Source organism: Aliarcobacter trophiarum LMG 25534, assembly GCF_003355515.1.
Taxonomy (GTDB): domain Bacteria; phylum Campylobacterota; class Campylobacteria; order Campylobacterales; family Arcobacteraceae; genus Aliarcobacter; species Aliarcobacter trophiarum.
In genome coordinates, this window is record NZ_CP031367.1 from 1,553,533 (window position 1) to 1,575,646 (window position 22,114).

Genomic DNA, 22,114 nt, shown 5'->3' on the forward strand with positions numbered 1-22,114 from the left:
AGTAGAGCCTAATAGCTCTACTTCTAATAAAAATATTCAAATAATTTAAACTAATTTTTCTTCTCTTCATTTGTAACAAGTGCCAAATTATTCAAACTATATTTTTGAAGCAAATCAAGAACTTTTACAACTTTTTCATAAGGAACTTTTTTATCAATTCGTACAATTACAGGCTCATCTTTATTCTTAATCTCTTTTAGATTATCTTCCAAAGATGAAAAAGAGACTTCAATACCTCTAATAGCTAGTTTATCTACACTTAACTCTATAAAAACTTGCTCTTGTTTTACTTGCATACTTTTTGCATTTGAGCTTGGAAGATCTAGCATTAAAGCTAATTCTTCTTTTTTAAAAACACTTGTAACTATAAAAAAAATTAATAGGATAAAAACAACATCTATTATAGGAGTTAAATCAAGTCCTAAATGCTCTCTTCTTTTCATCTACACTCTTCTCTTACTAGCTCTTTTTTTGCTTTTATCTCAATTTTATCAACAAGGCTTATAAAATGATTATAAGCTATTTGATGTGGAATTGATACAATAATTCCAGCAATTGTTGTAATAAGAGCAACTGCAATTCCACCTGAGAATATTGTTGGATCTCCTAAGCCTTTTATAGTTATCTCTTCAAAAGAGCTATAAATTCCAACAACAGTTCCCAAAAGTCCCAGAAGTGGAGAGATTATTGCAATATTTTTAATAATCACAAGACCAGTTTCTAGTTTTTTTATCTCATACTCAATTTGTGCATTTATAGAGTGATTATAATCTAATCTCGTAGCTATTTTTGCTATTGTTTTGTTTACTTGAGGAAGAGTTGTAAATTTCCAAATAATTATTGTAAATCCAATAATATTTAAGAAAATCAAAATATAGACAATAATTCCACCCTTGTCTATAAATTCTAATAAGTTCATATAAAGCCTTTTTGAAATTTTTAGATATTATATTGAAAAATTATTTACAAATAGGTATTTATGCAATTTTTAAACTCAAAAACATCTGAAATTTTTTTAAATAACCAAAAATATTTTATAAAAAGAGATGACTTACTTCATAGTGATTTTAGTGGAAATAAAGCTAGAAAATTTTACTACTTTTTACAAAATGAGTTAAAAGGTGTAAAAAAAATTATCTCTTATGGCTCAAACCAATCAAATGCAATGTACTCTTTATCTGTTTTATGTAAACTAAAAAAGCTAAAATTTGATTATTATGTATCACATCTTCCATCTTTTCTAAAAGAAAATCCAAATGGAAACTACAAAGAAGCCATTAAAAATGGAATGAATTTAATTATAGGAGAAGTACCAAATAGTTTTAAAGAAGATGAGCTTTTTATAAGTGAAGGTGGAGCTGTAAAAGAGGCAAAATATGGAATAGAGATTTTAGCTAATGAGATAAAATCTTGGGCAAAAGAGCAAAATATTGAAAATAGTAAACTAAAAATTTTTCTTCCAAGTGGTACAGGAACAACAGCTTTATATTTGAAACACTATTTACCTTTTGAAGTTCTTACTTGCTCTTGTGTCGGAGATGATGAGTATTTAAAAAAGCAATTTATGGCTTTAGAAAAGGAAAATCATCCAAAAATCTTAAAAAAAGAGAAAAAATATCACTTTGGAAAACTATACAAAGAGTTTTACACTAAACATTTGGAGTTAAAAGAGCAAACAAAGATAGAGTTTGATTTGCTTTATGATAGTCTAGGCTGGATTATTTTTGAGAATTTTGTAAAAAATTTAGAAAACAAAGATGACTATATTTTTTTATACATTCATCAAGGCGGAGTTTTGGGAAATATATCTATGATTGAAAGATATAGATTTAAGTTCCCAAATTCATAGATTAAAGCTTTTTTTGCTCTACTATAGTCCAGTTACTATCTTTTAAATATTGTTTTGTTTTGCTACAAATCTCACTTTGTATAAATAGTGTTTTTACTTTAAAATTATGTCCTTGATGATTTACCAAAAGATTATAGAGATTTTCTAACTCTTCAAAGCTTTTTTTTATAAATCTACTTTTACTCGATAATACAAATATTGCATAAAATTTCAAATCAATACTTGAACCAACAAATATTTTTATCTTTTTTTTACTATTTAACTCTTTTGGTAAAATCTCTTTTAACTCTTTAAAAAGAATACCTTTTCTTGCGAAATATTCACTAGTTTCTCTCATTTTGATATTAATTTTTAAAAGCTATTAAATCAACTTCTACTAAAACATTTTTTGGCAAAGTCTTAACTGCAACCGTGCTTCTTGCTGGTGCTACTTCACTTTTAAAATATTCTGCATAAACTTCATTGAAAGCTACAAAATCTTCCATAGAAGCTAAGTAACAAGTTGTTTTCAATACATTTTCAAAAGAAGAGTTTGCCTCTTCTAAAACAGCTTTTAAATTCTCCATAACTTGTTTTGTCTGCTCTTTTACACCTCCACTTACTACTTCCATAGTTTTTGGATCTAATGCAATTTGCCCAGAAGTAAAAATTAACTTTTCAAAGCTTGTAGCTTGGTTATATGGTCCTATTGCACTAGGAGCTTTTATTGTACTTATTATTTTTTTCATTTTATATCCTTTGATTTTTAAAAAATTTATTATATTTAGTTTTTGCTTTCTTTTACAAAAAATAGCTCAAACTGATTTTTCAGATGAGATAAAATTGGAGTTTCGCTTTTAAAAAGTCCATTATCACTCATAGAAGCCTTTACAATTGTCTTTGTATATAGATGAATATCATCTCTTTTAAACATCTCATCAACATTTAACCAAATAGCCTCACTTATCTCCTCTTTATCTTTTATATCTATTTTATAACTTTTTGCTTCTGCTAAACATAATACATACAGATTTGATTTATGAAATTGATGTGGATAAAAATGTCCAATAGATACTATTTTTTTAAAATCAGCCACAACTCCTGTCTCTTCAAAAACTTCCCTACTTAAAGCTTGTGAAATCATCTCAGCATCATCAATATGTCCACCAGGAAGTTTATAATACTCATTTCTTATCTTCTCTTTGATTAGTAAAATCTCATTTTTACTATTTATTACAACAGCTCCAACTCCCAAAGTGTGATTTGCTAAAGTAGGAACTATTGCATTTTCTTTTAGCACTTTTACAAGTAAAATATAATCTATATTACAAGAGTGAAAAGTAAATCCAAAACTTGTAGCAATAGGAATAAAGTGCGATTTTCTTATATCTATATAGATCCAAATTAGATTTTTATTTGATTTTGTTTCATCTATTAAATTTTCAATATTTTGTTGAAACTCTTCAAAACTTCCTAAATCTTGACTTTTTATTGTAATCCCATTGTATGGATCAAGGCTTGTTTTAAACCCCGATATAAATTCGATACTTGTATTAATCATCAAAAATCCTTTTTAAACATATCTAATTGGCAGATAAAAATCCAAAATAAACTCTTTATCTTCACTTAAAAAATGGTTTTTATGATAAATAGTATATGATGGATTTGTGGTTGTTTCATATCCGCTATTTATTAGCCAAACATGATAAACCCACTGAATTAGTTTTATAACATCACCATATTTTCCGTTCAAAGAGAATTTTGCATAAATTCCCTTTGGAACATCCAAAGTTGGAAGAGATAAATCTTCCAAAACTTTTTCTTCTTCTAAAACAACTATTGCTATATACTGACACTCTTCAAGTGGAGTAATAATAGGATTATCATGATGTAAAGCCATTTGTTTATAAGATTTAATCTCATTTGTATAAATCCAAGTTTGAAGTTTTTGCCAACTCTTTTTAATACTTTTATCATACCCTTTGTGTCTTATATAATACCCTTTTATTTCTGGCATTTTTACAATCACTGGTTCGATACTTGAAAAATCTATTACTTGATTATTTGTTGATATCTTTTCAACAATTTTATTTGAATACTCTTTATATCCACCCTGTTTCCACTCTTTTGGTGTCATAGAAAACCTTTGTTTAAATGCTCGCAAAAAAGATGTTTGTGAACTATATCCAGTCATTTTTGAAATCTCTGTAATAGTTGAAAACTTATTTGTAATAAGTAAGTTCGCAGCTTTTTCAAGCCTTATTGATTTTATACTCTCATAGATATTTTTACCAAACTCTTCTTTAAATACTCTATGAAGATGAAATTTACTAATTTTTAGCTCCAAACTTAGCTCATCTATATTTATATTTGTATCTATATATTTATAGACATAGTTCATTACATCATTTGCAATTTTTGCTCTTTTTTCATAAGTAGATTTTTTCATAAATCTATTATATCAATAAATGTATATATATTTAGCAATAATTGATAATAATAAAAGCATTTTATGTAAAGTATAAGGATTTTTTTTGCTGTAAACTTTCAATAAAAAAGGCTAGAAATGAAAAGGTCATTTATTAGGGAAATTCTTGAAGCAATAGATGAAAAAACAATCTCTTTTGCTGGTGGTTTACCAAATGAGAAACTATTTCCAATGGAAGAGTTAAAAATAGCGACTTTAAAAGTTATAGAAAACCCAAAAACTTATCAATACACAATTAGTAATGGAATAGATGAATTAAGAGAGCAAATTGCTTTAAGATATACAAAAGAGGGCTTTGCTACAACAAAAGAGAATATTTTAATCACAACTGGAAGCCAACAAGCTATGTATATTTTAGCAAAGTTTTTTGAAAACAAAAATATTACTATTGAAGAGCCATCATATTTGGGTGCTATGAATATTTTTAGATTAAATGGTCTAAAAATGGAAGGTGTAAAACTTGAAAATGATGGAGTAGATATAAATAAATTTGAAGAGAGTTTTAAAAATACAAAATTAACATACCTAATTCCTGATTTTCAAAATCCAAGTGCTACAACTTATAGTGATACTAAAAGAGAAGAAGTAGCAAATATTATAAAAAAATATGATGGAATTTTAATAGAAGATAGTCCATACAGTGAACTGTTTTTTGATAAAAAGATGCCATATATTAGTAAAAGTTTAACAAATAACTCTTTTTTATTAGGTAGTTTTAGTAAAACTTTAGTTCCAAGTTTAAGAATTGGTTGGATTAGAGCAAATGAAGATAAAATTAAATCACTTATGATTATAAAAGAGAGTATTGATTTACACTCTTGTGGTCTTTCTCAATATATTTTAAGTGAATATTTAAAAGATGAGCAAAAGTATGAAAATCATCTGCAAAAAATAAGAGATGATTATAAAGAGAAAGCAGAGTTTTTTTCAAAATCTTTAAAAAGTATAATACCAGAATTTATACATCAAACACCAAAAGGTGGAATGTTTTTATATGGTGGTTTTAAAAATAAGATTGACACATTTGCTCTTGTTCAAGAGTGTTTAAAGAAAAAGGTAGTTTATGTTCCTGGGAATCAGTTTTATATAGATAAAGTGCCAAATAGTGAGATAAGATTCAACTATACTCACTCAAGTTTTGAACAGATTGAAAAAGGTCTTAAAATAATAAAGAGTTGTCTATAAAAATAGACAACTTAAATTTTTCTTTTATCTCTTCTTCTTTTTGTAAATTTATAATATATATAACTAAATACTACTATTAAAACTAAAAGTAGAATAATGATTTGATGTAAATACTCTTTTATTAACTCTTCATTTCCACCTAAAAAATATCCAAGAAAGGCTAGAATTATAACCCAAATTCCAGCACCTAAGCTTGTGAAAACTGAGAATATATAAAGATTCATTCTAGCAAGTCCAGCTGGCAAAGAGATATATTGTCTTACAACTGGAATTAATCTTCCAAATAAAGTAGAGATATGACCATGTTTATTAAAAAAATCTTCCATTTTTAATACTGTATCTTCACTAATTAAGATATATTTTCCATATTTCATTAAAAATCTTCTTCCAACTTTTAAAGCAAAATAGTAATTAAATATTGCTCCTGCAAGTGAACCTAAAATTCCAAAAAGAATTACTAGATACATATTCATCTCACCTTTATAGGCTAAATAACCTGCTGGAATTATTACAACTTCTGATGGAAATGGAAAAAAAGAACTCTCTAAAAACATCATTATAAAAATACCAGCATATCCTAACTGACCAACAGTTTCAACTATAAAATTTATAATTTCAGAAAGCAAAATTTTCCTTTTTGTAGATATTTAAAAATAAAAATAGAATTTTTTTATGAAGTTTTTAGAGAGTTTTTTTAATAAAAGATATTAAGGCGAGTGCCTTAATTATCTTTTTAGCTCTCTAATTTTTGCAGCTTTACCTTTTAATGCTCTTAAGTAGTTAAGTTTAGCTCTTCTTACATCACCTCTTCTTAATACTTCAATAGCTTTTAAAGACTCACAATATAGTGGGAAAATTCTCTCAACACCAATATTATTTGCTCCTAATTTTCTAATAGTAAATGTAGCATCAACACCGTTTCCACTTCTTCCAATTACCACACCTTCGAAAGTTTGAACTCTTTTTTTCTCACCCTCTTTAATCTCAACACCCAATCTTAGTGTATCTCCTGCTCTAAATGCTGGAACTTCTATTGAAGCTATTTGAGCTGCTTCAAAACTTGCTATATATCTGTTTTTCATCGTTTTTCCTTATTAGGTCTATAGTATTTCGTCCTATAAACGGACATCTGAAATTTTAAGTCGCAAATTCTACTATGGTTTCCCTTTAAATATTCTTTAACCACTAACAAATTTTCAAAATTTTCTGGTTTTGCAAAAGATGGAGCTTCTAAAAGGTTATTTTCATAACTTTCAACTTCAAGAGAAGCTTCATTTCCTAATACCTCATCAACATTTCTTGCAATTGCATCTGCCATAACCAAAGATGGTAACTCCCCACCTGTTAAAACATACTCTCCAATACTAAAAACTTCATTTGCATATTTTTCTATAACCCTCTCATCAATTCCCTCATATCTTCCACTTACAAATACAATATGTTTTTTATTAGAAAGTCTTTTTGCATCATTTTGACGAAAAGGTTTAGCTGCGGCCAACGGAAAAACTATATAAGCTTCAGGATTTTTTATTTTTATCTCATTAAGACAATCAAAAAGTGGCTGACAAAAAAGAAGCATTCCAGCTCCTCCACCTATCATTGCACTATCAACTTTTTTATGTTTATTTAATGTAAAATCTCTAGGATTATAAAACTCATAAGAGAGAAAATTTGCTTCAACAGCCTTTTTTAAGATTGAATCTTGGAAATATGGTTCAATAAGGTTTGGAAAAAGTGTTACAAATGTAAATTTCAAAGCTTTTTTCTCCTCAATTAAAAGATAAAAGAGTAGCAAAAAACTGTTTTATATCTTATTAAGTTTAGTTTCCTTAAAGTTTCACTTATAATTTATATAAGGAAAAGTTTTGAAAGTTAAAGGTTTTGGGAAAAAGTATTTTACACTTGCTTCAATTCAAGCATACTCAACTAATTCAACATTGCAAAATATCTCTATAGCTTTCAAAAACCATTTAGATAAAAAACTTAAACTCTCTAAAGAAAAAGAGGAAGATGAACCACCTAAAGAGTTGGAACTACTTCTATCTTGTTCATCTATTGTAAATAAACCTTGTCATTGTAACTGTTTTTTTAAAAGAAAGAGTGCTCTTGCAGTAAGACTTTTTAAATATATTCCTAGATGTCCATTTTATTGTACATTTTTTGCTTTTAGAAGAACTGGCGTTCATCCTCCTTTAATATCATTTTAGTATCAACTACTGATACCTTTATTTCTATTTTAGGCTTCATTCTCGAAGCCCTTTAGGCTTTTGATACTTTATAGTGAATTTTAATTCACACTATAAAAAGTATTCAAATATTTATGGTTTCTTTTTTTAGAAGGAACCTTTGTAAAAAGGATTAATAATGTCAAAAAAATATGTATTAGGATTTCCAAGAATTGGAGAAAAAAGAGAACTTAAAAGAGTTTTAGAAGAGTTTTGGGCAAAAAAGGTTGATTTTAATGAAGTTGAATTTATTTCAAAAAATTTAAGACAAAGGCACTGGACTTACCAAAAAGAGGCAAAAATAGATTTTATCTCATCAAATGATTTTTCACTTTATGATAATATGCTTGATACGACAGTTCTTTTAGGAGCAATTCCTAAAAGATTTCAAGGACTAAAAGAGAGTGAATTATACTTTACAATGGCAAGAGGAGATGATACAAGAGTTGCTATGCAAATGACTAAGTGGTTTAATACAAACTACCACTATATAGTTCCTGAGCTTGAAAAAGATACAAAGTTTTCTTTAAATTCTAAAAAAGTAATAAGTGAATATAAAGAGGCAAAAGAGCTTGGAATTAAAACAAAAATAAATTTAATAGGTGCAATTACATATTTAGCGCTTTCAAATAGTGTTGATAATAGTGATAATTTTTTACATATAAATAGAGTTACTTCTGTTTATAAAGAGTTATTAGAAGAGATTTCAAAACTAGATGATGAAGTTGTTGTGGAGTTTGCAGAACCATTTTTTGCAAAAGATGTAGAGGTGAAAGTACTATCTTTATTAAAACCACTTTATGATGAGCTTTCAAATGTCTCTTCAAATATAAAAATTGTTGTAAGTACATATTTTGAACACTCAAATGAAGCTACAAGAATATTAGTAAATACACCAATTTGGGCTTTATCTCTTGATTTCATTTATGGAGAAAAAAACAAAGAAGTTTTAGATTTAATTTCAAAATCAAATAAAATTTTAATAGCTGGAGTAATTGATGGAAGAAATATTTGGAAAAGTAATTTTGACAAAAAAGTTGCTCTACTTGAAGATATCTCAAAAACTATTTCAAAAGATAGATTAATAGTTGGAACTTCTTGCTCTTTACTTCATGTTCCATATAGTTTAAAATATGAAGAGAGTTTAGATAGTGACATAAAAAGCTCTCTCGCTTTTGCAAGTGAAAAATTAATTGAATTAAAACTTATTTCTAAGATATTTTTTAATGAAAAACTATCTTTAGATGATGAAGCAATTATAAAGAAGAATAAAGATGATATTAAAAAAAGGGAAGAATCAACAAGAGTTCATAAAAAAGAGATACAAGATGAAGTAAAAAATCTCAAAAAATTTGAAAGAGCTGATAAGTTTGAAGATAGAATAAAAGTTCAAAGAGAGTTTTTCAAATATGATGCCCTTACAACTACAACAATTGGCTCATTTCCGCAAACTATTGAGATAAGAGAAAATAGAAAAAACTATAAATCAAAAGCTATTTCAAAAGAGCAATATGAGAATGAGATAAAAAAATACATTAATGATTGTATTGTATTTCAAGATGAAATTGGACTTGATGTTTTAGTTCACGGAGAACCTGAAAGAAATGATATGGTTGAGTATTTTGGAGAGCAGTTAGATGGTTTTATATTTACAAAAAATGCTTGGGTTCAATCTTATGGAAGTAGATGTGTAAAACCACCTGTAATTTTTGGTGATGTAAGCAGACCAAAAGCTATGACTGTTGATTGGATTAAATATGCACAAAGTAAAACTAAAAAGGTAGTAAAAGGGATGCTTACAGGTCCTGTTACTATTTTAAATTGGTCATTTGTTAGAGATGATATTGCTAGAAGTGAAGTTACAAAACAGATAGCTCTTGCAATAAATAAAGAGGTAGATGATTTACAAAATGCTGGAATTAAAATGATTCAAGTTGATGAGGCTGCATTTAAAGAGGGGTATCCACTTAGAATAGAAAATATTAAAACTTATGAAAAATGGGCAGTTGATAATTTTAAATTAAGTGTTAGTAGTGCAAAAGTAGATACTCAAATTCATACTCATATGTGTTATAGTGATTTCAATGATATTATAAAAACTATTGAAGCTATGGATGCTGATGTTATATCTATTGAAACAGCAAGAAGTGGAAATAGACTTTTAAAAATTTTTAAAGAGACAAACTATAAAAATGAGATTGCTCCTGGAATTTATGATATTCATAGCCCAAGAGTTCCAAGTGTTGAAGAGATGGTAAATCAGATAAAAGCTTTAATTGAAGTTTTACCAAAAGAGCAACTATGGATAAATCCAGATTGTGGATTAAAAACAAGAAAATGGCCAGAAGTAAAAGAGAGTTTAAAAAATCTTGTTGAAGCTGTAAAAATAGTAAAACAATAAAAATAATTAAAAAGAGAAGAGCAAAAAACTCTTTTCTTTATTCTTCAAAAAAGCGTTTCTAAAGTTTTGAGCTTAAATACAATATGTCATTTAAGTTATCAAAAATCTTTATTGTTATATCTTCTATCTCTATTGCACTATTTTTTAAGATTTTATTCTCTACTCTTTTTGAATTTTGTGTCATATACTCTTGCATCTTTTCATGTAATTTTTGATGGTTTTCTTTTAAAACTTTCCACCTTTCATCTTTTACAAAAATCTCATTTTTGTCTTCACATAAAAGTATCCATCTCCCCATATTACAACTTTTACAATCTTCTACTTTACAATTCTCATATCTGTTTAAAAGCTTAAAGTATTGCTTTTTGAAATTTAGATGTTCATTTTTATAAGTTGATATCTCTTTTATTAAATCTACATTTTCTACCATTTCATAATATTTTTTATCTATTTTTGAAGCTGATGTAATTTGTAGTAATTTATTAGATAAAGCTGATACTTCATTTGATAATCTATCTATATTCAAAGCAGTATCTGCATTTTTTTGTGTTGTATAATCAAGTTTTGAAACTGTTTCATTTATTTTTACTATTCCCAACTCTTGCTCTTTGCTAAAAATTGTTACATTATGGATTATATCTTTTGTTTCAGAGATTTTTAAAGCTAGATTTTCATAACCTTTTATCATAGTATCAACATTATTTTTACCATCTATTGTCACAAGATTTGCACTTTCAACCAACTCTTTTATCTCTTTTGCTGCTTTTGCACTTCTTGTTGCTAAATTTCTAACCTCATTAGCAACTACTGCAAAACCAATTCCTGCTTCTCCAGCTGTTGCTGCTTCTACTGCTGCATTTAATGAAAGAATATTTGTTTGAAATGCTATTTGGTCAATTACAGTAATTGCTTCATTTATTGCTTTTACTTTTTTGCTAATCTCATCCATTGATAAAAAGGTTTGTGATGCATATTTACTTCCTCTTATTGAATCTTGATTTAACTCATCTGATATTTGTAACATTTGATTCATATTCTCATTATTGTGTTTAATATTTTGAGTTATTTGTTCTAAAGCAGCTGAAGATTGTTTTAAAGATTGTGCCTGATTTGATGATGAAATAGATAGTTCATTTGAAAAGTTTGTCAAGATTTTTGTATTTTGTTCAAGTTTTTCTCCAGCATTTGTAATCATAGCAATTAATTGTGAAGAAGATTGACCCAGAATAATAGTTGAATTTGATAATATCCCAAAATCTCCATACATACCTTTTATATTATTATCATCTTCTTTTAAAATATAATCACCTTGAGCATAGCTATTTAATAAGAGATTTAAGCTATCAATTTTTAATCTGGTTCTCTCTATCATTTTATTTATAATCTCTACTAATGTTTGTAACTCTTTTGTAGAGGATTTAGTTTTTATTGTATATTCAAAAAATCCATTATTTACTTTTTCCATAATGTCTGTAATTTCAAGTATAACATTTTTGTCATTCTCAATAATTTTTTCTATCTTTGAAACCTGCACATTCATATTTTTAGTCATTAAAGCAAACTCATCTTTTCCTTCTATTTGGTTTAACTCTATCTCATCTTTCTCTTTCATAGAGTAAGAGAAAAACTGATTTAAGTTGTTTTCAAATTTTTTTATAGATTTTGTAACCTTGCTTGTCATTATTAAAATTATTAAAAATATCAAAACCATAAGTAAAACTAAAGATATTAAGAAAATTATAATTTGGCTATCAAGTTTTTTTGTACTTATTTTTATATAAGATAGAGTATCTTCTACTATCTTATTTTTTATATCATCAAAAATCTCTATTTTACTATTTGATACCTCTTCCCAACTATCTTTATCTACTCCATAAATATTTTTAGAAAGAGTATTTAGTGCTTTTAGAATTTTATTGTCTAAATTTTGTGTATCTTCTAAATAATCATTACTAAAAGCCTTTGACATATATATATCTATTACAGTTTGAATATCTTTTAAAAAACTCTCTTCCTCTTTTGTATGGTGAAGTTTTTCATAATCTTTTAAAGCTCTTAAAATTCTTGTATGATTTTGTTGTATCTTATTTAATATATCTTCTTCATTTGTCAAAATAAAGTCTTTATAGTTATGAATCATTCCACCATATCCTATATTATCTCTTATGCTATTTAAAATATTATCCTTTTCATTTTTCAAAAATATTGCTCTTCTAAAATCATCTATATCTAAAAATATTTTATTCTCTAATTTATTATTTAAAAAATTAAGTTGCTCAATAGTTAGGTTTTTTCTTAGTTCATTTATATTTGCGTCTTGAAAAATTATTAAGGAGATAAAGTTATTATAATTTGCATTTGATATAAAATTTCTATCAAAAATGTTTTTAATTAAATCTGCCTCTTTATATGTTTTTTCTATAATGTCTATTATTGAAATATAAGTTTTAGATGCTGCTATTAACTCTTTACTGTTTGAATATATTAAAAGTTCGTCAAAAAAAGATATTAAATTTGATATGCTCTGATTATAAAAAACCTCTATATCCTTACTGCTTTTTGATAAATCTTCTACCTCTTTTCGTTTTTTATCTATTAGTGAAATATTAGTTTTAAAAATCTCATATTTCTCAAACAGTTTTTTATCTTTTTTTATCAAATAAAAACTATTTATAAAAATTTCTAACTTCTCTTGAGATAGCTTACTTAGCTCTATCTGATTTTTCAAATCATCTTTTCTCTTACTACCATAACTATCTATATAATTTATAGATAGCTTTCTCTCTTTTTGTAAATTTTCTAGAAGTTTAGATATTTCAATTGTAAAATTAATATAGCTTGATGTTTTACTCATATTTAAAACTTTCTCAACTTTTTCAAAAATCAATACAGATGACAACATAAAAATTGCCATAAGTGGCAAAACCAAAATTAGAAAAATTTTGTTTCTAAGTCTTAGCCTATTCATTATTTATTTCCTACTTTAATATTTTTAGTAATATATTCTTTATTATTTAAATATGAGTTTAGAGTTTTTTAGATGTAATTAAGTTGTAACTAAACAGTAATTTAACTGTAACTTTAGGATTATATTTTTATTATTAAAAGTTTTATCTAATAAGATTTAGATAGAATACGCAAAAAAGGATTTTTAATGGAATTTAGTTTATTTTTAAACTTTTTAGGCTTTTTCTTTACGGCAACTATTTTAGTAATTGCTTTCTTGTATTTATACTCTATAGTTACACCATACGATGATTACAGTCTTATTTTTAAAGAGAGTAATATTGCAGCAGCTTTAGGTTTTTCTGGAGCAATAATTGGTGTTTCTATACCACTTTATAGTGCACTAGAGAATTCAGTATCATATTTTGATTTTGCTATTTGGGGTGTTATTGCTATTATTATTCAATTAGCTTATGCTTTTATAGTTACAAGAATCAGTGGAAAATACTCTTTTAATGATAAGATAAATGAAGGTGTTGTTTCTGTTGGTATTTTAATGGCATTTTTATCAATTTGTATTGGTCTTTTAAATGCTGGATCTATGAGCTACTAAAACTTATAAATATCTATCATTTTACTTTTATATTAAAATGATAGATAAAAAAATCTACAAATCAACCATCGCTTTAAAAGTAACCCCTACTCTTCCAATACTCTCAATTTTTGTATGGTTTCTCTCATTTATTCTATCATCTTCTATATATTGGAAATTTATTTTTAAAATAACAGGTGTTGTATCACCTTCAATATTGTATGTATCGTAGTATTCACAAAAAAGTGCTGTTTGCGTAGAACTTATCATTGGTGGATAATCATCCAACTCTTTTTTTACATCAATTTGAAACTTCTCTACTTCACTTTCACTTTTGCATAAAGGGGTAGCACACTTTTGCACTTGTTCAACATTATCCTTATTTGGAAAACAAATAGTTGCTTTTTTTGTCTTTAAAATATTTGCTAAACTATCTTTATCACTTCCATCTTCTTTTTTCCCAATAGCTACAATTACCAAAGCTGGATTTGTAGAGATTGGGATAAAATATGAAAATGGCGCTGCATTTAAAACTCCATCATCTTCTGTAACTATCCAAGCAATTGGTCGTGGAACTATGCTTCCTGACATTATCTTATATCTATCTAAATCATTTACATTTTTGTAATCTAAAATCATAAATTATCCTTTATTATTTTTGCTAATTATATATAGCTTTTTATTTTATTATAGTAAAAAGAGTATATCAAAAAAGCAACTCCTAAACAAATTGTAATAATAGTTGTAGTTGTAATATTTGCCATAAAACCAATAAACAAAGTTGTTAATACATTTGCTAACATAAAAAACATATCATTATAAGATATTACTCTTCCTAAATATCTCTTTTCACATCTATTTTGTAAAAAAGCATATGTATATGACCATAAAAAAGCTGTACTAAAACCTACAAAAAATAGAGCTCCCAAAGAGAGATAAAAATCTTTTTGAACAAATGCCCAAGCTATTATTGTAACTCCTTGAAATGCTAAAAGATATTGAAGATTTTCTCTATTTATAATCTTATTTAAAAATAGTGGTCCAATCATAAGGGCAACTGCTCTAGTTGCATTTGATAAGCCAATAGCAAGAGGAACTGCTATTAGCTCTTTATACTCATTTTTTGCTAGAATAGTAATCAAAGCATCATAAGAAGTAAGACCAACACTTGCATGTAAAATTATTAGATGAATTATAATTTTATTGTTTCTTATATATCTTAAACCATCAAGCATAAGCTCAAGAATTTTCTCTTCTACCTTCTTATACTCAAGATTTATTTTAATTTGTATGAAAACAAAAAAAGCTATGATAAAGATAACAACATCTATTAAAATAGCACTCTTTACTCCATATAAATTTACAATAAATCCACTAGTTGCCATTCCAACTGCATAGGTAAATGACCAAATTATCGATTGTATCTCATTTGCAGTTTGAAGCTCTTTTCCACTTGCAATTTTTGCTAAAAGTGACATTTCACTTGAAAAAAACATAGAAGCTGCACTCATTCTAATAAATATAAATATTAAAAGTAGCCACAACTGTGAAGAGTTAGAAATTAGCAAAAAACAAGCTGTCATAGATAACTCAATAAAAAGTAAAAAGACCATAAGTGGTTTTATCTTAACTCTATCAATTATTGCTCCACTAAAAGGGGCTATTAAAATTGCTGGTAAAAAGTGCATGGCTGTAACTATTGCAATTGCTAAATTGCTCGAACCAAACTCTACAACCATAGTATAAATAGCAACTGTGGAAAACCAAGCTCCAAATGATGCTATAAAATTAACCAAAGATAAGCCTCTAATAATTTGATTATCTCTTAAAAATAGAAAATAGTGTTTCAAAGAAATCCTTAAAAATTGTATAAAAAGTATTTAATATTAGAACTCTAATGTTCCCTCTATTGCGAAGTTAGCTTTTGAATCAAGTTCTGCATGAGATAAAACAGGAATTACTAAACCAAATTTCTCATAAATTTCTGATATTCTTTTTCGTAAAACTGGATCTACAACCATAGCAACTTTTGAGAAGCCTTTTTTCTCAATCTCATCTAAAAGCTGTTTTGTCTTTGTTACAAGGTTATTTATCTCTGAAATACTAAGCATCAACTGACTAGCTCCATGTTGCTCTTGAAGTTTACCTATAAACTGTTGTTCTAGCTCAGGTTTTATTGTAACTATATGTAAAACTCCATCACTATCTTTATATTTTTGAGTAATAAGTCTAAATAGTTTTGCTCTTACATGCTCTAATAGTATCTCTGGTGCTTTTGTAAACTCTGCAATATCAGCGATTGCTTCAATGATTGTAAGCATATCAACAATTGGAATTTTCTCATGAAGAAGATCTTTACAAACTTTTAATAAACTTCCATAAGAAGCCACTTTCATAGCCTCTTCTACAACAATTGGGAAATCTTTTTTAAGTCTATCTATAATATCAACTATATCTTGTCTTGTAATAATATCTTCAGCAAATTTTCTAATAATCTCAGATATATGAGTTGAGATAATTGTAGGAGCATCTACAACTGTAAAACCTTTCATCAAAGCTTCCTCTTTTAAATCTTTTGCTATCCAAATTGCATCAAGATTAAAAACAGGCTCTTTTACTTTTATCCCATCAAGACTTTCACTTGATAATCCACCCATTGCCAAAAGTTTATCTACCTCTATTCTTCCTTTTACTATTGGAATCCTTTTTAAGTAAAACTGATACTCATTTGCTCCTAAATTTGTATCATCTGATATTCTAATTTGTGGAATAATAAACCCTAACTCTGCTGCTATATTTTTTCTTATCGCTTTTATTTTATCAAGAAGTTCAGAGTTTCCTTGGACTAATTGTAAAAGTCTAATTCCTAACTTTAACTCCAAAACTTCAAGTTTCATAACGGTCTCTATACTTTGGCTCTCATCAGGAACAGCTGCTGCTCTTTTTTTCTCTTTTAAATCTTCTGGTTTTTCAATCTTTTTAATAACTTGTGGTTTAAAGAATCTAGTAATGATATTATCTTCACCTTTTTCCATCATAACAATAATATAACCTAAAGCTGCCATTAAAAGCCCCATAGTCATCAAAATTCCTGTTGGGAAACCTGGAACTAGTGCAAAAAGCATTAGACCAATTCCAACCAAAATCAAAGATTTTGTATCTTTTAATAGTTGATTTACTGCTCTTGTTGCAAATCTCTCATCATCTGTATTTGATCTTGTTATTATAATAGCAGTTGCAGTTGATGTTAAAAGAGCTGGGATTTGAGCAACTAAACCATCCCCAATAGTTAAAATTGTATATATATTTGCAGCTTCACTAGCTCCTAAATCATGCTGGAAAATACCAACTAAAAGTCCACCTATAATATTTACAACTGTAATAATAATTCCAGCAACCGCATCACCTTTTACAAATTTTGAAGATCCATCCATTGCTCCATAGAAATTTGCCTCAGTTATAAGTGCTTTTCTTCTCTCTTGAGCCTCTTTATCATCTATAAATCCAGCATTTAAATCAGCATCAATTGCCATTTGTTTCCCAGGCATTGAGTCAAGTGTAAACCTAGCTGTTACCTCAGCAACCCTTGTAGCACCCTTTGTTACAACCATAAAGTTGATTAAAACTAAGATTATAAAAATAACAACTCCAATAACCATATTACCACCAACAACAAACTCTCCAAAGGCTGAAATAATAGTACTTACTGCTTCTGGTCCATTGTGACCATCTGCTAGAATAGACCTTGTTGTTGCAATACTAAGGGCTAACCTAAAGATAACAAGTATCAATAAAAGTGTTGGGAAAGTGGTCAAATCTGCCGGTTTTTGAATATATAAAGAGATTAATAAAATTAAAAACGATAGTGCCAAAGAGATAGATATAAAAAAGTCAATAGCAACTTGATTTAAAGGGATTATAATAATAGCAAGCATTGATAAGAACAATGCTACTGCTATTAAATCCCTAGAGAAAAGAACCTTAAAATTAAACTTCATATAAAAAATTTTAGTTAATTTATCTCATAAAATTAACTAAAGACAACTCAAATGTTCTATTAATTGTTGAATATAGTGCGGCATATGATATTTCAAGAGATTTTAACTCTACAGCTACCTCTGATAAATTTGAATTACCTAGTTCTATATCCAATGCTTTTAACTGAGTAATCCTAGACTCTAATCTCTCTTGAGACACTTCAAAAGTTTTATTTTTTGCTCCTAAATCTGAGTGTGCGATTATTGCACTATCATAAGATTTTGTTGCATTATCTATAGCTTCTGAAATTCCAGCTCTTCTCTCCTCATAAGTTAATGTAGGATTACCTAAAGCATCTAATCCTCTTAAACTCTTAATTGCATCATCTAGCATATCAAAAGTACTTCTTTTTGCTTCAAATTTTGTTCCATCTACATTTGGTAAAGTTGTTGTATATTCAGTTGATGGAGCAACTGGTGGAGTAACTGTCAATGTTTCAGTTGAACCATCCCAATTTGTTTTTGTAAGTGTATTTGCTACGCTATCAAACATCCACTCTTTTCCATCTTGATCTATGATTTTATCGTTCTCTTTAAAACTAAGAGTATCTCCTTTTAAACCACTATTTGCTACATAAAAAAAAGCATCTATTCCATTTATTCCTCTTTCTCTATAAGAGCCATCATCTATTGCTATTTTTCTTAAACTTGAATCTCCATTGTATGTTACTTTTCCAGAAGCATCCATTGAAAATGGTTTAATAGAAGCATCACTTCCTGCAAAAACATACTGACCTTCTGTTTGAGTATTTGCTAAATCAAATATATTTTGTTTGTATCCTTCTATAACCTTTGCAATGGCTTCAAGTCCTTCTATACTCGTAGTTGAAGTATTTGCCTTTATTAACTCTTCAGCTTTTATCTTCTCTAAAAGATTTTTAACCTCTTTCATAGCAGTATCAGATGTTTTATTTAAAACATCTGCTCTTTCTATTTGTGCTTTTATACCTGTTTGAGTTTTTATCTTATCATCTGTATGAACTAATCTTCCAAAAGTAACTGAATCATCACTACCAAACTGTAGCTTTCTTCCACCCATTTGGAAATTTAGCTTTGATTGGTATCTATCCATATTCCCCAATCTATAATTTGTTGAATCTAATGAAATCATTGTAAAACCTTTCTTAAGTTTGTGACAATCTCATCAAAAGAGTGTTTTTCTAATGTTCCTTGAGTAAGGAACTCTCTAGTTTTTTCTCTTTTTTCAATAGCTTTGTCAAGTTCTAAATCTGCACCTTTTTTATATGCACCAACTCTTATTAAAACTTCGTTCTCTTTTATTAGTGATAATACTCTTTTTAACTTTAAAAAATCATTATAATGCTCTTTTGTTACAACTTTATCTATTACCCTTGAGGCTGATTTTAATATATTTATTGGTGGATAAAAACCTTGTTCAGTTAAATCTCTTGTTAGAACTATATGTCCATCAAGTATAGACCTACTTTGGTCGGCTATTGGATCATTCAAATCATCACCATCAACCAAAACTGTAAAAAAAGCTGTAATCGAACCTTTTTTACTATTTCCTGCTCTCTCCATTAGTTGTGGTAAAAGTGCAAAAACAGAAGGTGGATAACCACGACTTACTGGTGGTTCTCCTGTGCTAAGACCTATTTCTCTTTGTGCCATAGCAAACCTTGTAACACTATCCATCATAAGAAGTACATCATGCCCTTTATCTCTAAAATATTCAGCTATTGCCATAGCAGTAAAGGCACCATATTTCCGCATAAGAGGGGACTCATCTGAAGTTGCCGTTACAATTACAGTATTTGTAAGGTCATTGTCTAGATTATAGTGAATAAACTCTGGAATTTCTCTTCCTCTTTCACCTATTAGTGCAATTATTTTTATAGTTGCTTCACAACCCTTTACTATCATTCCCATAAGTGTTGATTTTCCAACACCACTTCCAGCAAAAATACCAACTTTTTGACCTTTTCCACATGTAAGCATTGAATCTATTGCTTTTACACCGGTTGCAAATTTTTGGTCAATAATTCCTCTATCAAGTGGTGACATACTCTCTTTATTGATTGGAGAGTTTGTATCCAAATCCCTTATTTTTCCCAAATCATCAATAGGCTCGCCCAAAGCATTTACGACTCTTCCTAAAAGACCATCTCCACACTTAATAGTTAGTCCATCTCGCTGTAAAAAAACCTTATCATTTATCTTAAACCCATCTACAAATGAAAAAGGAACTATTACAAAAGAGTTATCATTTAAAACTGTAACCATTCCTAAAACTGTATATAATTTTTGTACTGATTCAATTCTTACAATATCCCCAACAGCAACATCTAAACCAATAGCGCTTAATGTAACAGCTGATATATTTACGACTCTTCCAAAAGCTATATTCAAACTATTTGAATCTATTTTTTCCAGTATATCATCTATATTCATGGATCAATTCCATTACACATATTTTTATAAAAATTATCCTCTATTTTTACATTTCTACACTTTTCTAAATATATCTCTTTTTTATCTTTTTGTTCTAAGCTATCATACAAAGTCAAAATATCATAGTAAAGTTTTATCTCCTCACTAGGTTTTATATTTTTAGAATTTTGTATAGCTTGAACAAGATAGTTTACAGCTTCCTGAAGATTATTTTGCTCTTTTGCAAATCTTGCTTCTTCACTTTCAACAAAAGGAGAATATACATAAGCCTTAAACTCATTCTGCTTATTATATAAAGCCCTTAAGATATCTCTTGCCTCTTTTATTTTATTCTCTTTAATTAAGTATAGATAAAAATCATAATAGAAATCTATTATTATTGGATTACTCCTATTTTTATCTATTAATTTACTATCTTCTAGGCTATTTCTAAAAAATCTATCCAATTTTACTGAGTTATTATTAATCTTTAAAACCTGATATTTATACAAAAACTCCTCTTGTAATATATCATTATCTTTTGATTTTTCTATTTTTGATGAGTAATATAAAGCATCATCTATCTCTTCAAGATCTAAAGCCATAGCTTCCAATACTAAATAGATATCTAAATCTTCTGTATCTTTAAATATCTCTTTAAATTGCTTATAATTTTCAATAGAAGGAACTTCTCTAATACATCTAATAAACTCATTTTTTAAGCTATCATCATGAAGTATATCTTTAAAAATATCTGTTTTTAAATCTTTTAAAACATGACTTAATTTAACACACTCTTGTTCTTCTATATACTCTTTTATAACTCCCAAATATGTTTTATCTAAAAGTTCATCAATATTTCCAAAACCAAATCGCTTTAATATATCTTTTGGTATATCTTTATAGATTTTTTGCATTTTAATTGCATCTTCATATTTTTTATTAAAATTATTGTTAATCAACTCTTGAAGTAGTGCTTTATTTTGCATATCTTCACTATTTTGATATTTATCTGCTACATCACTTGGTAGAATAGCTTTTTGTCTCATCTTTATCTCATCATAAAACATTGAAGCATTATCATAGTTTTCACTCTTTGGATAGTTATCTTTAATATCCTTATATAAAAATTTAGCAAGATTTAAATAGTTATCTGTTTTATCATATAACTTCATATATAAATTTGCCAATCTATATTTTGTTTGCTCTAAAACATCATCTTTTTTTGAACTTATAATCAGATTTTTTAAAATATTAATAGCATGTGGTGTCATATCAAGTTTCAAAAGTGTATCAACTCTTTGATTTGCTAAAATATAATCGTTAGAATAAAAAGATGGGTTTGCAAATAATAACTGTTTCATAAGTTCATCTGCCTCTTCTTTCTTTCCTTCTAGTAAATATATATCAAAAAGTTCATTTGCTACCATTGAGGCGATAGTCTTATCTATTGTTAAACTCAAAGCTTCAAAGAGCATTTTTGAAGCTCTTTTATAATCTTTTTGATACTTAAAAATTTTTGCTAAAGATATTTTCCCTTTCGCATTTGCCTCTTTATCGTCAAAAATATCTATTACAGTTTGAGCATAATACCTCGCATCTTCTACTTTATTTATATTTATCTTTAAATCTATCAAAATTAAATATGCTTTTAATAAATCCTCTTGGTCTATAAGTGATGTATTAATGGCATTCTCTAGCTCTTTTGCACTATCATTTATATGCTGCTTTGAGTTTGTTTTTAAAACTAATTCTGAGTAGAGTATCAAAATATCTGAATTTAAAAGTGATACTTTATTATTATCTTTTATAGGTTTTAATTTTTTAAAAGCTTCATGAAGTTTTCCATCTTGTGCTATTGATTTTATATAATCCAACTCATTTAAAGTATTTATTATTGTCTCTTTTGTTTTTGTTGGAATTTGCTTCCCATTTGAGTCTATAAAACTATAATAAAAATCTCTATCTTTTGCATCTAAAAGAGAAATTAGAAGTATAAATATAGTTAAAAATCTCAAAAT

21 protein-coding genes are annotated in these 22,114 nt (G+C 27.5%); 5 read left to right on the plus strand and 16 right to left on the minus strand.

Annotation, left to right across the window (positions count from 1 at the left end; translation table 11 throughout):
• Window positions 1-50: 50 nt before the first annotated feature.
• Both ATR_RS08005 and ATR_RS08010 read right to left on the minus strand, forming a co-directional pair.
• Entirely contained in the window at window positions 51-443 is a 393-nt protein-coding gene (locus tag ATR_RS08005) for an ExbD/TolR family protein (RefSeq protein WP_115428915.1), read from the minus strand.
• A complete protein-coding gene (locus tag ATR_RS08010) occupies window positions 440-919 on the minus strand; it encodes a MotA/TolQ/ExbB proton channel family protein (protein WP_115428916.1) in 480 nt (159 codons plus the stop codon). Before ATR_RS08010 ends, ATR_RS08005 begins: the two co-directional genes overlap by 4 nt.
• A 60-nt stretch (window positions 920-979) precedes the next feature.
• Here ATR_RS08010 and ATR_RS08015 point away from each other — a divergent pair, with 60 nt between their 5' ends.
• Window positions 980-1,849 carry a 1-aminocyclopropane-1-carboxylate deaminase gene (locus ATR_RS08015; RefSeq protein ID WP_115428917.1) on the plus strand — a complete coding sequence of 290 codons (870 nt, stop codon included), beginning with the start codon at window positions 980-982 and terminating at the stop codon, window positions 1,847-1,849.
• A gap of 1 nt (window position 1,850) precedes the next feature.
• Here ATR_RS08015 and ATR_RS08020 read toward each other — a convergent pair whose 3' ends face one another.
• Genes ATR_RS08020 through ATR_RS08035 form a run of 4 tightly spaced genes read right to left on the minus strand, consistent with a single transcriptional unit; the run spans window position 1,851 to window position 4,277 of the window.
• Window positions 1,851-2,186 (minus strand): hypothetical protein, encoded by a 336-nt coding sequence (locus tag ATR_RS08020; protein ID WP_115428918.1) that lies wholly within the window; start codon window positions 2,184-2,186, stop codon window positions 1,851-1,853.
• 7 nt (window positions 2,187-2,193) lie between these two features.
• Window positions 2,194-2,577: a RidA family protein gene (locus tag ATR_RS08025; protein ID WP_115428919.1), complete on the minus strand. Its 384-nt coding sequence runs from the start codon at window positions 2,575-2,577 to the stop codon at window positions 2,194-2,196.
• 35 nt (window positions 2,578-2,612) lie between these two features.
• Window positions 2,613-3,389, minus strand: coding sequence for an NUDIX hydrolase (locus ATR_RS08030; RefSeq protein WP_115428920.1), 777 nt, complete (start codon window positions 3,387-3,389; stop codon window positions 2,613-2,615).
• Between the two features lie 12 nt (window positions 3,390-3,401).
• Window positions 3,402-4,277: an AraC family transcriptional regulator gene (locus ATR_RS08035; protein WP_115428921.1), complete on the minus strand. Its 876-nt coding sequence runs from the start codon at window positions 4,275-4,277 to the stop codon at window positions 3,402-3,404.
• 117 nt (window positions 4,278-4,394) lie between these two features.
• On the opposite strand from ATR_RS08035, the gene ATR_RS08040 reads away from it, so the two are divergent.
• Window positions 4,395-5,501 (plus strand): aminotransferase-like domain-containing protein, encoded by a 1,107-nt coding sequence (locus tag ATR_RS08040; RefSeq protein ID WP_115428922.1) that lies wholly within the window; start codon window positions 4,395-4,397, stop codon window positions 5,499-5,501.
• Window positions 5,502-5,512: 11 nt separating this feature from the next.
• Here the strand turns inward: ATR_RS08040 and ATR_RS08045 are convergent, their stop codons facing one another.
• From ATR_RS08045 to trmD, 3 genes are all read right to left on the minus strand, one after another.
• Window positions 5,513-6,127: a DedA family protein gene (locus ATR_RS08045; RefSeq protein WP_115428923.1), complete on the minus strand. Its 615-nt coding sequence runs from the start codon at window positions 6,125-6,127 to the stop codon at window positions 5,513-5,515.
• Between the two features lie 99 nt (window positions 6,128-6,226).
• Window positions 6,227-6,583, minus strand: a complete 357-nt coding sequence (gene rplS, locus ATR_RS08050; protein ID WP_115428924.1) for a 50S ribosomal protein L19 — start codon at window positions 6,581-6,583, stop codon at window positions 6,227-6,229.
• On the minus strand, window positions 6,580-7,257 hold the full coding sequence (trmD, locus tag ATR_RS08055) for a tRNA (guanosine(37)-N1)-methyltransferase TrmD (RefSeq protein ID WP_115429477.1): 678 nt from the start codon (window positions 7,255-7,257) through the stop codon (window positions 6,580-6,582). The genes rplS and trmD overlap by 4 nt, the downstream gene beginning before the upstream one ends.
• A 109-nt stretch (window positions 7,258-7,366) precedes the next feature.
• On the opposite strand from trmD, the gene ATR_RS08060 reads away from it, so the two are divergent.
• The gene (locus ATR_RS08060; protein ID WP_115428925.1) at window positions 7,367-7,708 is read left to right on the plus strand and encodes a hypothetical protein; all 342 of its coding nucleotides are present in this window, start codon (window positions 7,367-7,369) and stop codon (window positions 7,706-7,708) included.
• A 157-nt stretch (window positions 7,709-7,865) separates the two neighbouring features.
• A complete protein-coding gene (metE, locus tag ATR_RS08065; protein WP_115428926.1) occupies window positions 7,866-10,127 on the plus strand; it encodes a 5-methyltetrahydropteroyltriglutamate--homocysteine S-methyltransferase in 2,262 nt (753 codons plus the stop codon).
• Window positions 10,128-10,185: 58 nt separating this feature from the next.
• Here metE and ATR_RS08070 read toward each other — a convergent pair whose 3' ends face one another.
• On the minus strand, window positions 10,186-13,095 hold the full coding sequence (locus ATR_RS08070) for a methyl-accepting chemotaxis protein (protein ID WP_115428927.1): 2,910 nt from the start codon (window positions 13,093-13,095) through the stop codon (window positions 10,186-10,188).
• Between the two features lie 186 nt (window positions 13,096-13,281).
• On the opposite strand from ATR_RS08070, the gene ATR_RS08075 reads away from it, so the two are divergent.
• Window positions 13,282-13,686 carry a DUF350 domain-containing protein gene (locus ATR_RS08075; protein ID WP_115428928.1) on the plus strand — a complete coding sequence of 135 codons (405 nt, stop codon included), beginning with the start codon at window positions 13,282-13,284 and terminating at the stop codon, window positions 13,684-13,686.
• A gap of 54 nt (window positions 13,687-13,740) precedes the next feature.
• Here the strand turns inward: ATR_RS08075 and ATR_RS08080 are convergent, their stop codons facing one another.
• From ATR_RS08080 to ATR_RS08105, 6 genes are read right to left on the minus strand one after another with little or no spacing between them, the layout of a single operon-like run.
• Window positions 13,741-14,304 carry a flavin reductase family protein gene (locus tag ATR_RS08080; protein WP_115428929.1) on the minus strand — a complete coding sequence of 188 codons (564 nt, stop codon included), beginning with the start codon at window positions 14,302-14,304 and terminating at the stop codon, window positions 13,741-13,743.
• A gap of 26 nt (window positions 14,305-14,330) precedes the next feature.
• The gene (locus tag ATR_RS08085; protein ID WP_115428930.1) at window positions 14,331-15,515 is read right to left on the minus strand and encodes an MFS transporter; all 1,185 of its coding nucleotides are present in this window, start codon (window positions 15,513-15,515) and stop codon (window positions 14,331-14,333) included.
• Between the two features lie 36 nt (window positions 15,516-15,551).
• On the minus strand, window positions 15,552-17,663 hold the full coding sequence (flhA, locus tag ATR_RS08090) for a flagellar biosynthesis protein FlhA (RefSeq protein WP_115428931.1): 2,112 nt from the start codon (window positions 17,661-17,663) through the stop codon (window positions 15,552-15,554).
• Window positions 17,664-17,682: 19 nt separating this feature from the next.
• Window positions 17,683-18,813, minus strand: coding sequence for a flagellar hook-associated protein FlgL (gene flgL / locus ATR_RS08095; protein ID WP_115428932.1), 1,131 nt, complete (start codon window positions 18,811-18,813; stop codon window positions 17,683-17,685).
• A complete protein-coding gene (gene fliI, locus ATR_RS08100; RefSeq protein ID WP_115428933.1) occupies window positions 18,810-20,114 on the minus strand; it encodes a flagellar protein export ATPase FliI in 1,305 nt (434 codons plus the stop codon). The genes flgL and fliI overlap by 4 nt, the downstream gene beginning before the upstream one ends.
• A complete protein-coding gene (locus ATR_RS08105; RefSeq protein ID WP_115428934.1) occupies window positions 20,111-22,111 on the minus strand; it encodes a tetratricopeptide repeat protein in 2,001 nt (666 codons plus the stop codon). Before ATR_RS08105 ends, fliI begins: the two co-directional genes overlap by 4 nt.
• Between the last annotated feature and the right edge of the window lie 3 nt (window positions 22,112-22,114).

What these genes read in the sequence shown, in the direction of transcription:
- ATR_RS08070 (WP_115428927.1), bottom strand. Translation starts at nt 13,095, where the DNA reads ATGAATAGGCTAAGACTTAGAAACAAAATTTTTCTAATTTTGGTTTTG.
- rplS (WP_115428924.1), bottom strand. Translation starts at nt 6,583, where the DNA reads ATGAAAAACAGATATATAGCAAGTTTTGAAGCAGCTCAAATAGCTTCA.
- ATR_RS08020 (WP_115428918.1), bottom strand. Translation starts at nt 2,186, where the DNA reads ATGAGAGAAACTAGTGAATATTTCGCAAGAAAAGGTATTCTTTTTAAA.
- metE (WP_115428926.1), top strand. Translation starts at nt 7,866, where the DNA reads ATGTCAAAAAAATATGTATTAGGATTTCCAAGAATTGGAGAAAAAAGA.
- fliI (WP_115428933.1), bottom strand. Translation starts at nt 20,114, where the DNA reads ATGAATATAGATGATATACTGGAAAAAATAGATTCAAATAGTTTGAAT.
- ATR_RS08025 (WP_115428919.1), bottom strand. Translation starts at nt 2,577, where the DNA reads ATGAAAAAAATAATAAGTACAATAAAAGCTCCTAGTGCAATAGGACCA.
- ATR_RS08030 (WP_115428920.1), bottom strand. Translation starts at nt 3,389, where the DNA reads ATGATTAATACAAGTATCGAATTTATATCGGGGTTTAAAACAAGCCTT.
- ATR_RS08035 (WP_115428921.1), bottom strand. Translation starts at nt 4,277, where the DNA reads ATGAAAAAATCTACTTATGAAAAAAGAGCAAAAATTGCAAATGATGTA.
- flhA (WP_115428931.1), bottom strand. Translation starts at nt 17,663, where the DNA reads ATGAAGTTTAATTTTAAGGTTCTTTTCTCTAGGGATTTAATAGCAGTA.
- flgL (WP_115428932.1), bottom strand. Translation starts at nt 18,813, where the DNA reads ATGATTTCATTAGATTCAACAAATTATAGATTGGGGAATATGGATAGA.
- ATR_RS08015 (WP_115428917.1), top strand. Translation starts at nt 980, where the DNA reads ATGCAATTTTTAAACTCAAAAACATCTGAAATTTTTTTAAATAACCAA.
- ATR_RS08075 (WP_115428928.1), top strand. Translation starts at nt 13,282, where the DNA reads ATGGAATTTAGTTTATTTTTAAACTTTTTAGGCTTTTTCTTTACGGCA.
- ATR_RS08040 (WP_115428922.1), top strand. Translation starts at nt 4,395, where the DNA reads ATGAAAAGGTCATTTATTAGGGAAATTCTTGAAGCAATAGATGAAAAA.
- ATR_RS08080 (WP_115428929.1), bottom strand. Translation starts at nt 14,304, where the DNA reads ATGATTTTAGATTACAAAAATGTAAATGATTTAGATAGATATAAGATA.
- ATR_RS08005 (WP_115428915.1), bottom strand. Translation starts at nt 443, where the DNA reads ATGAAAAGAAGAGAGCATTTAGGACTTGATTTAACTCCTATAATAGAT.
- ATR_RS08010 (WP_115428916.1), bottom strand. Translation starts at nt 919, where the DNA reads ATGAACTTATTAGAATTTATAGACAAGGGTGGAATTATTGTCTATATT.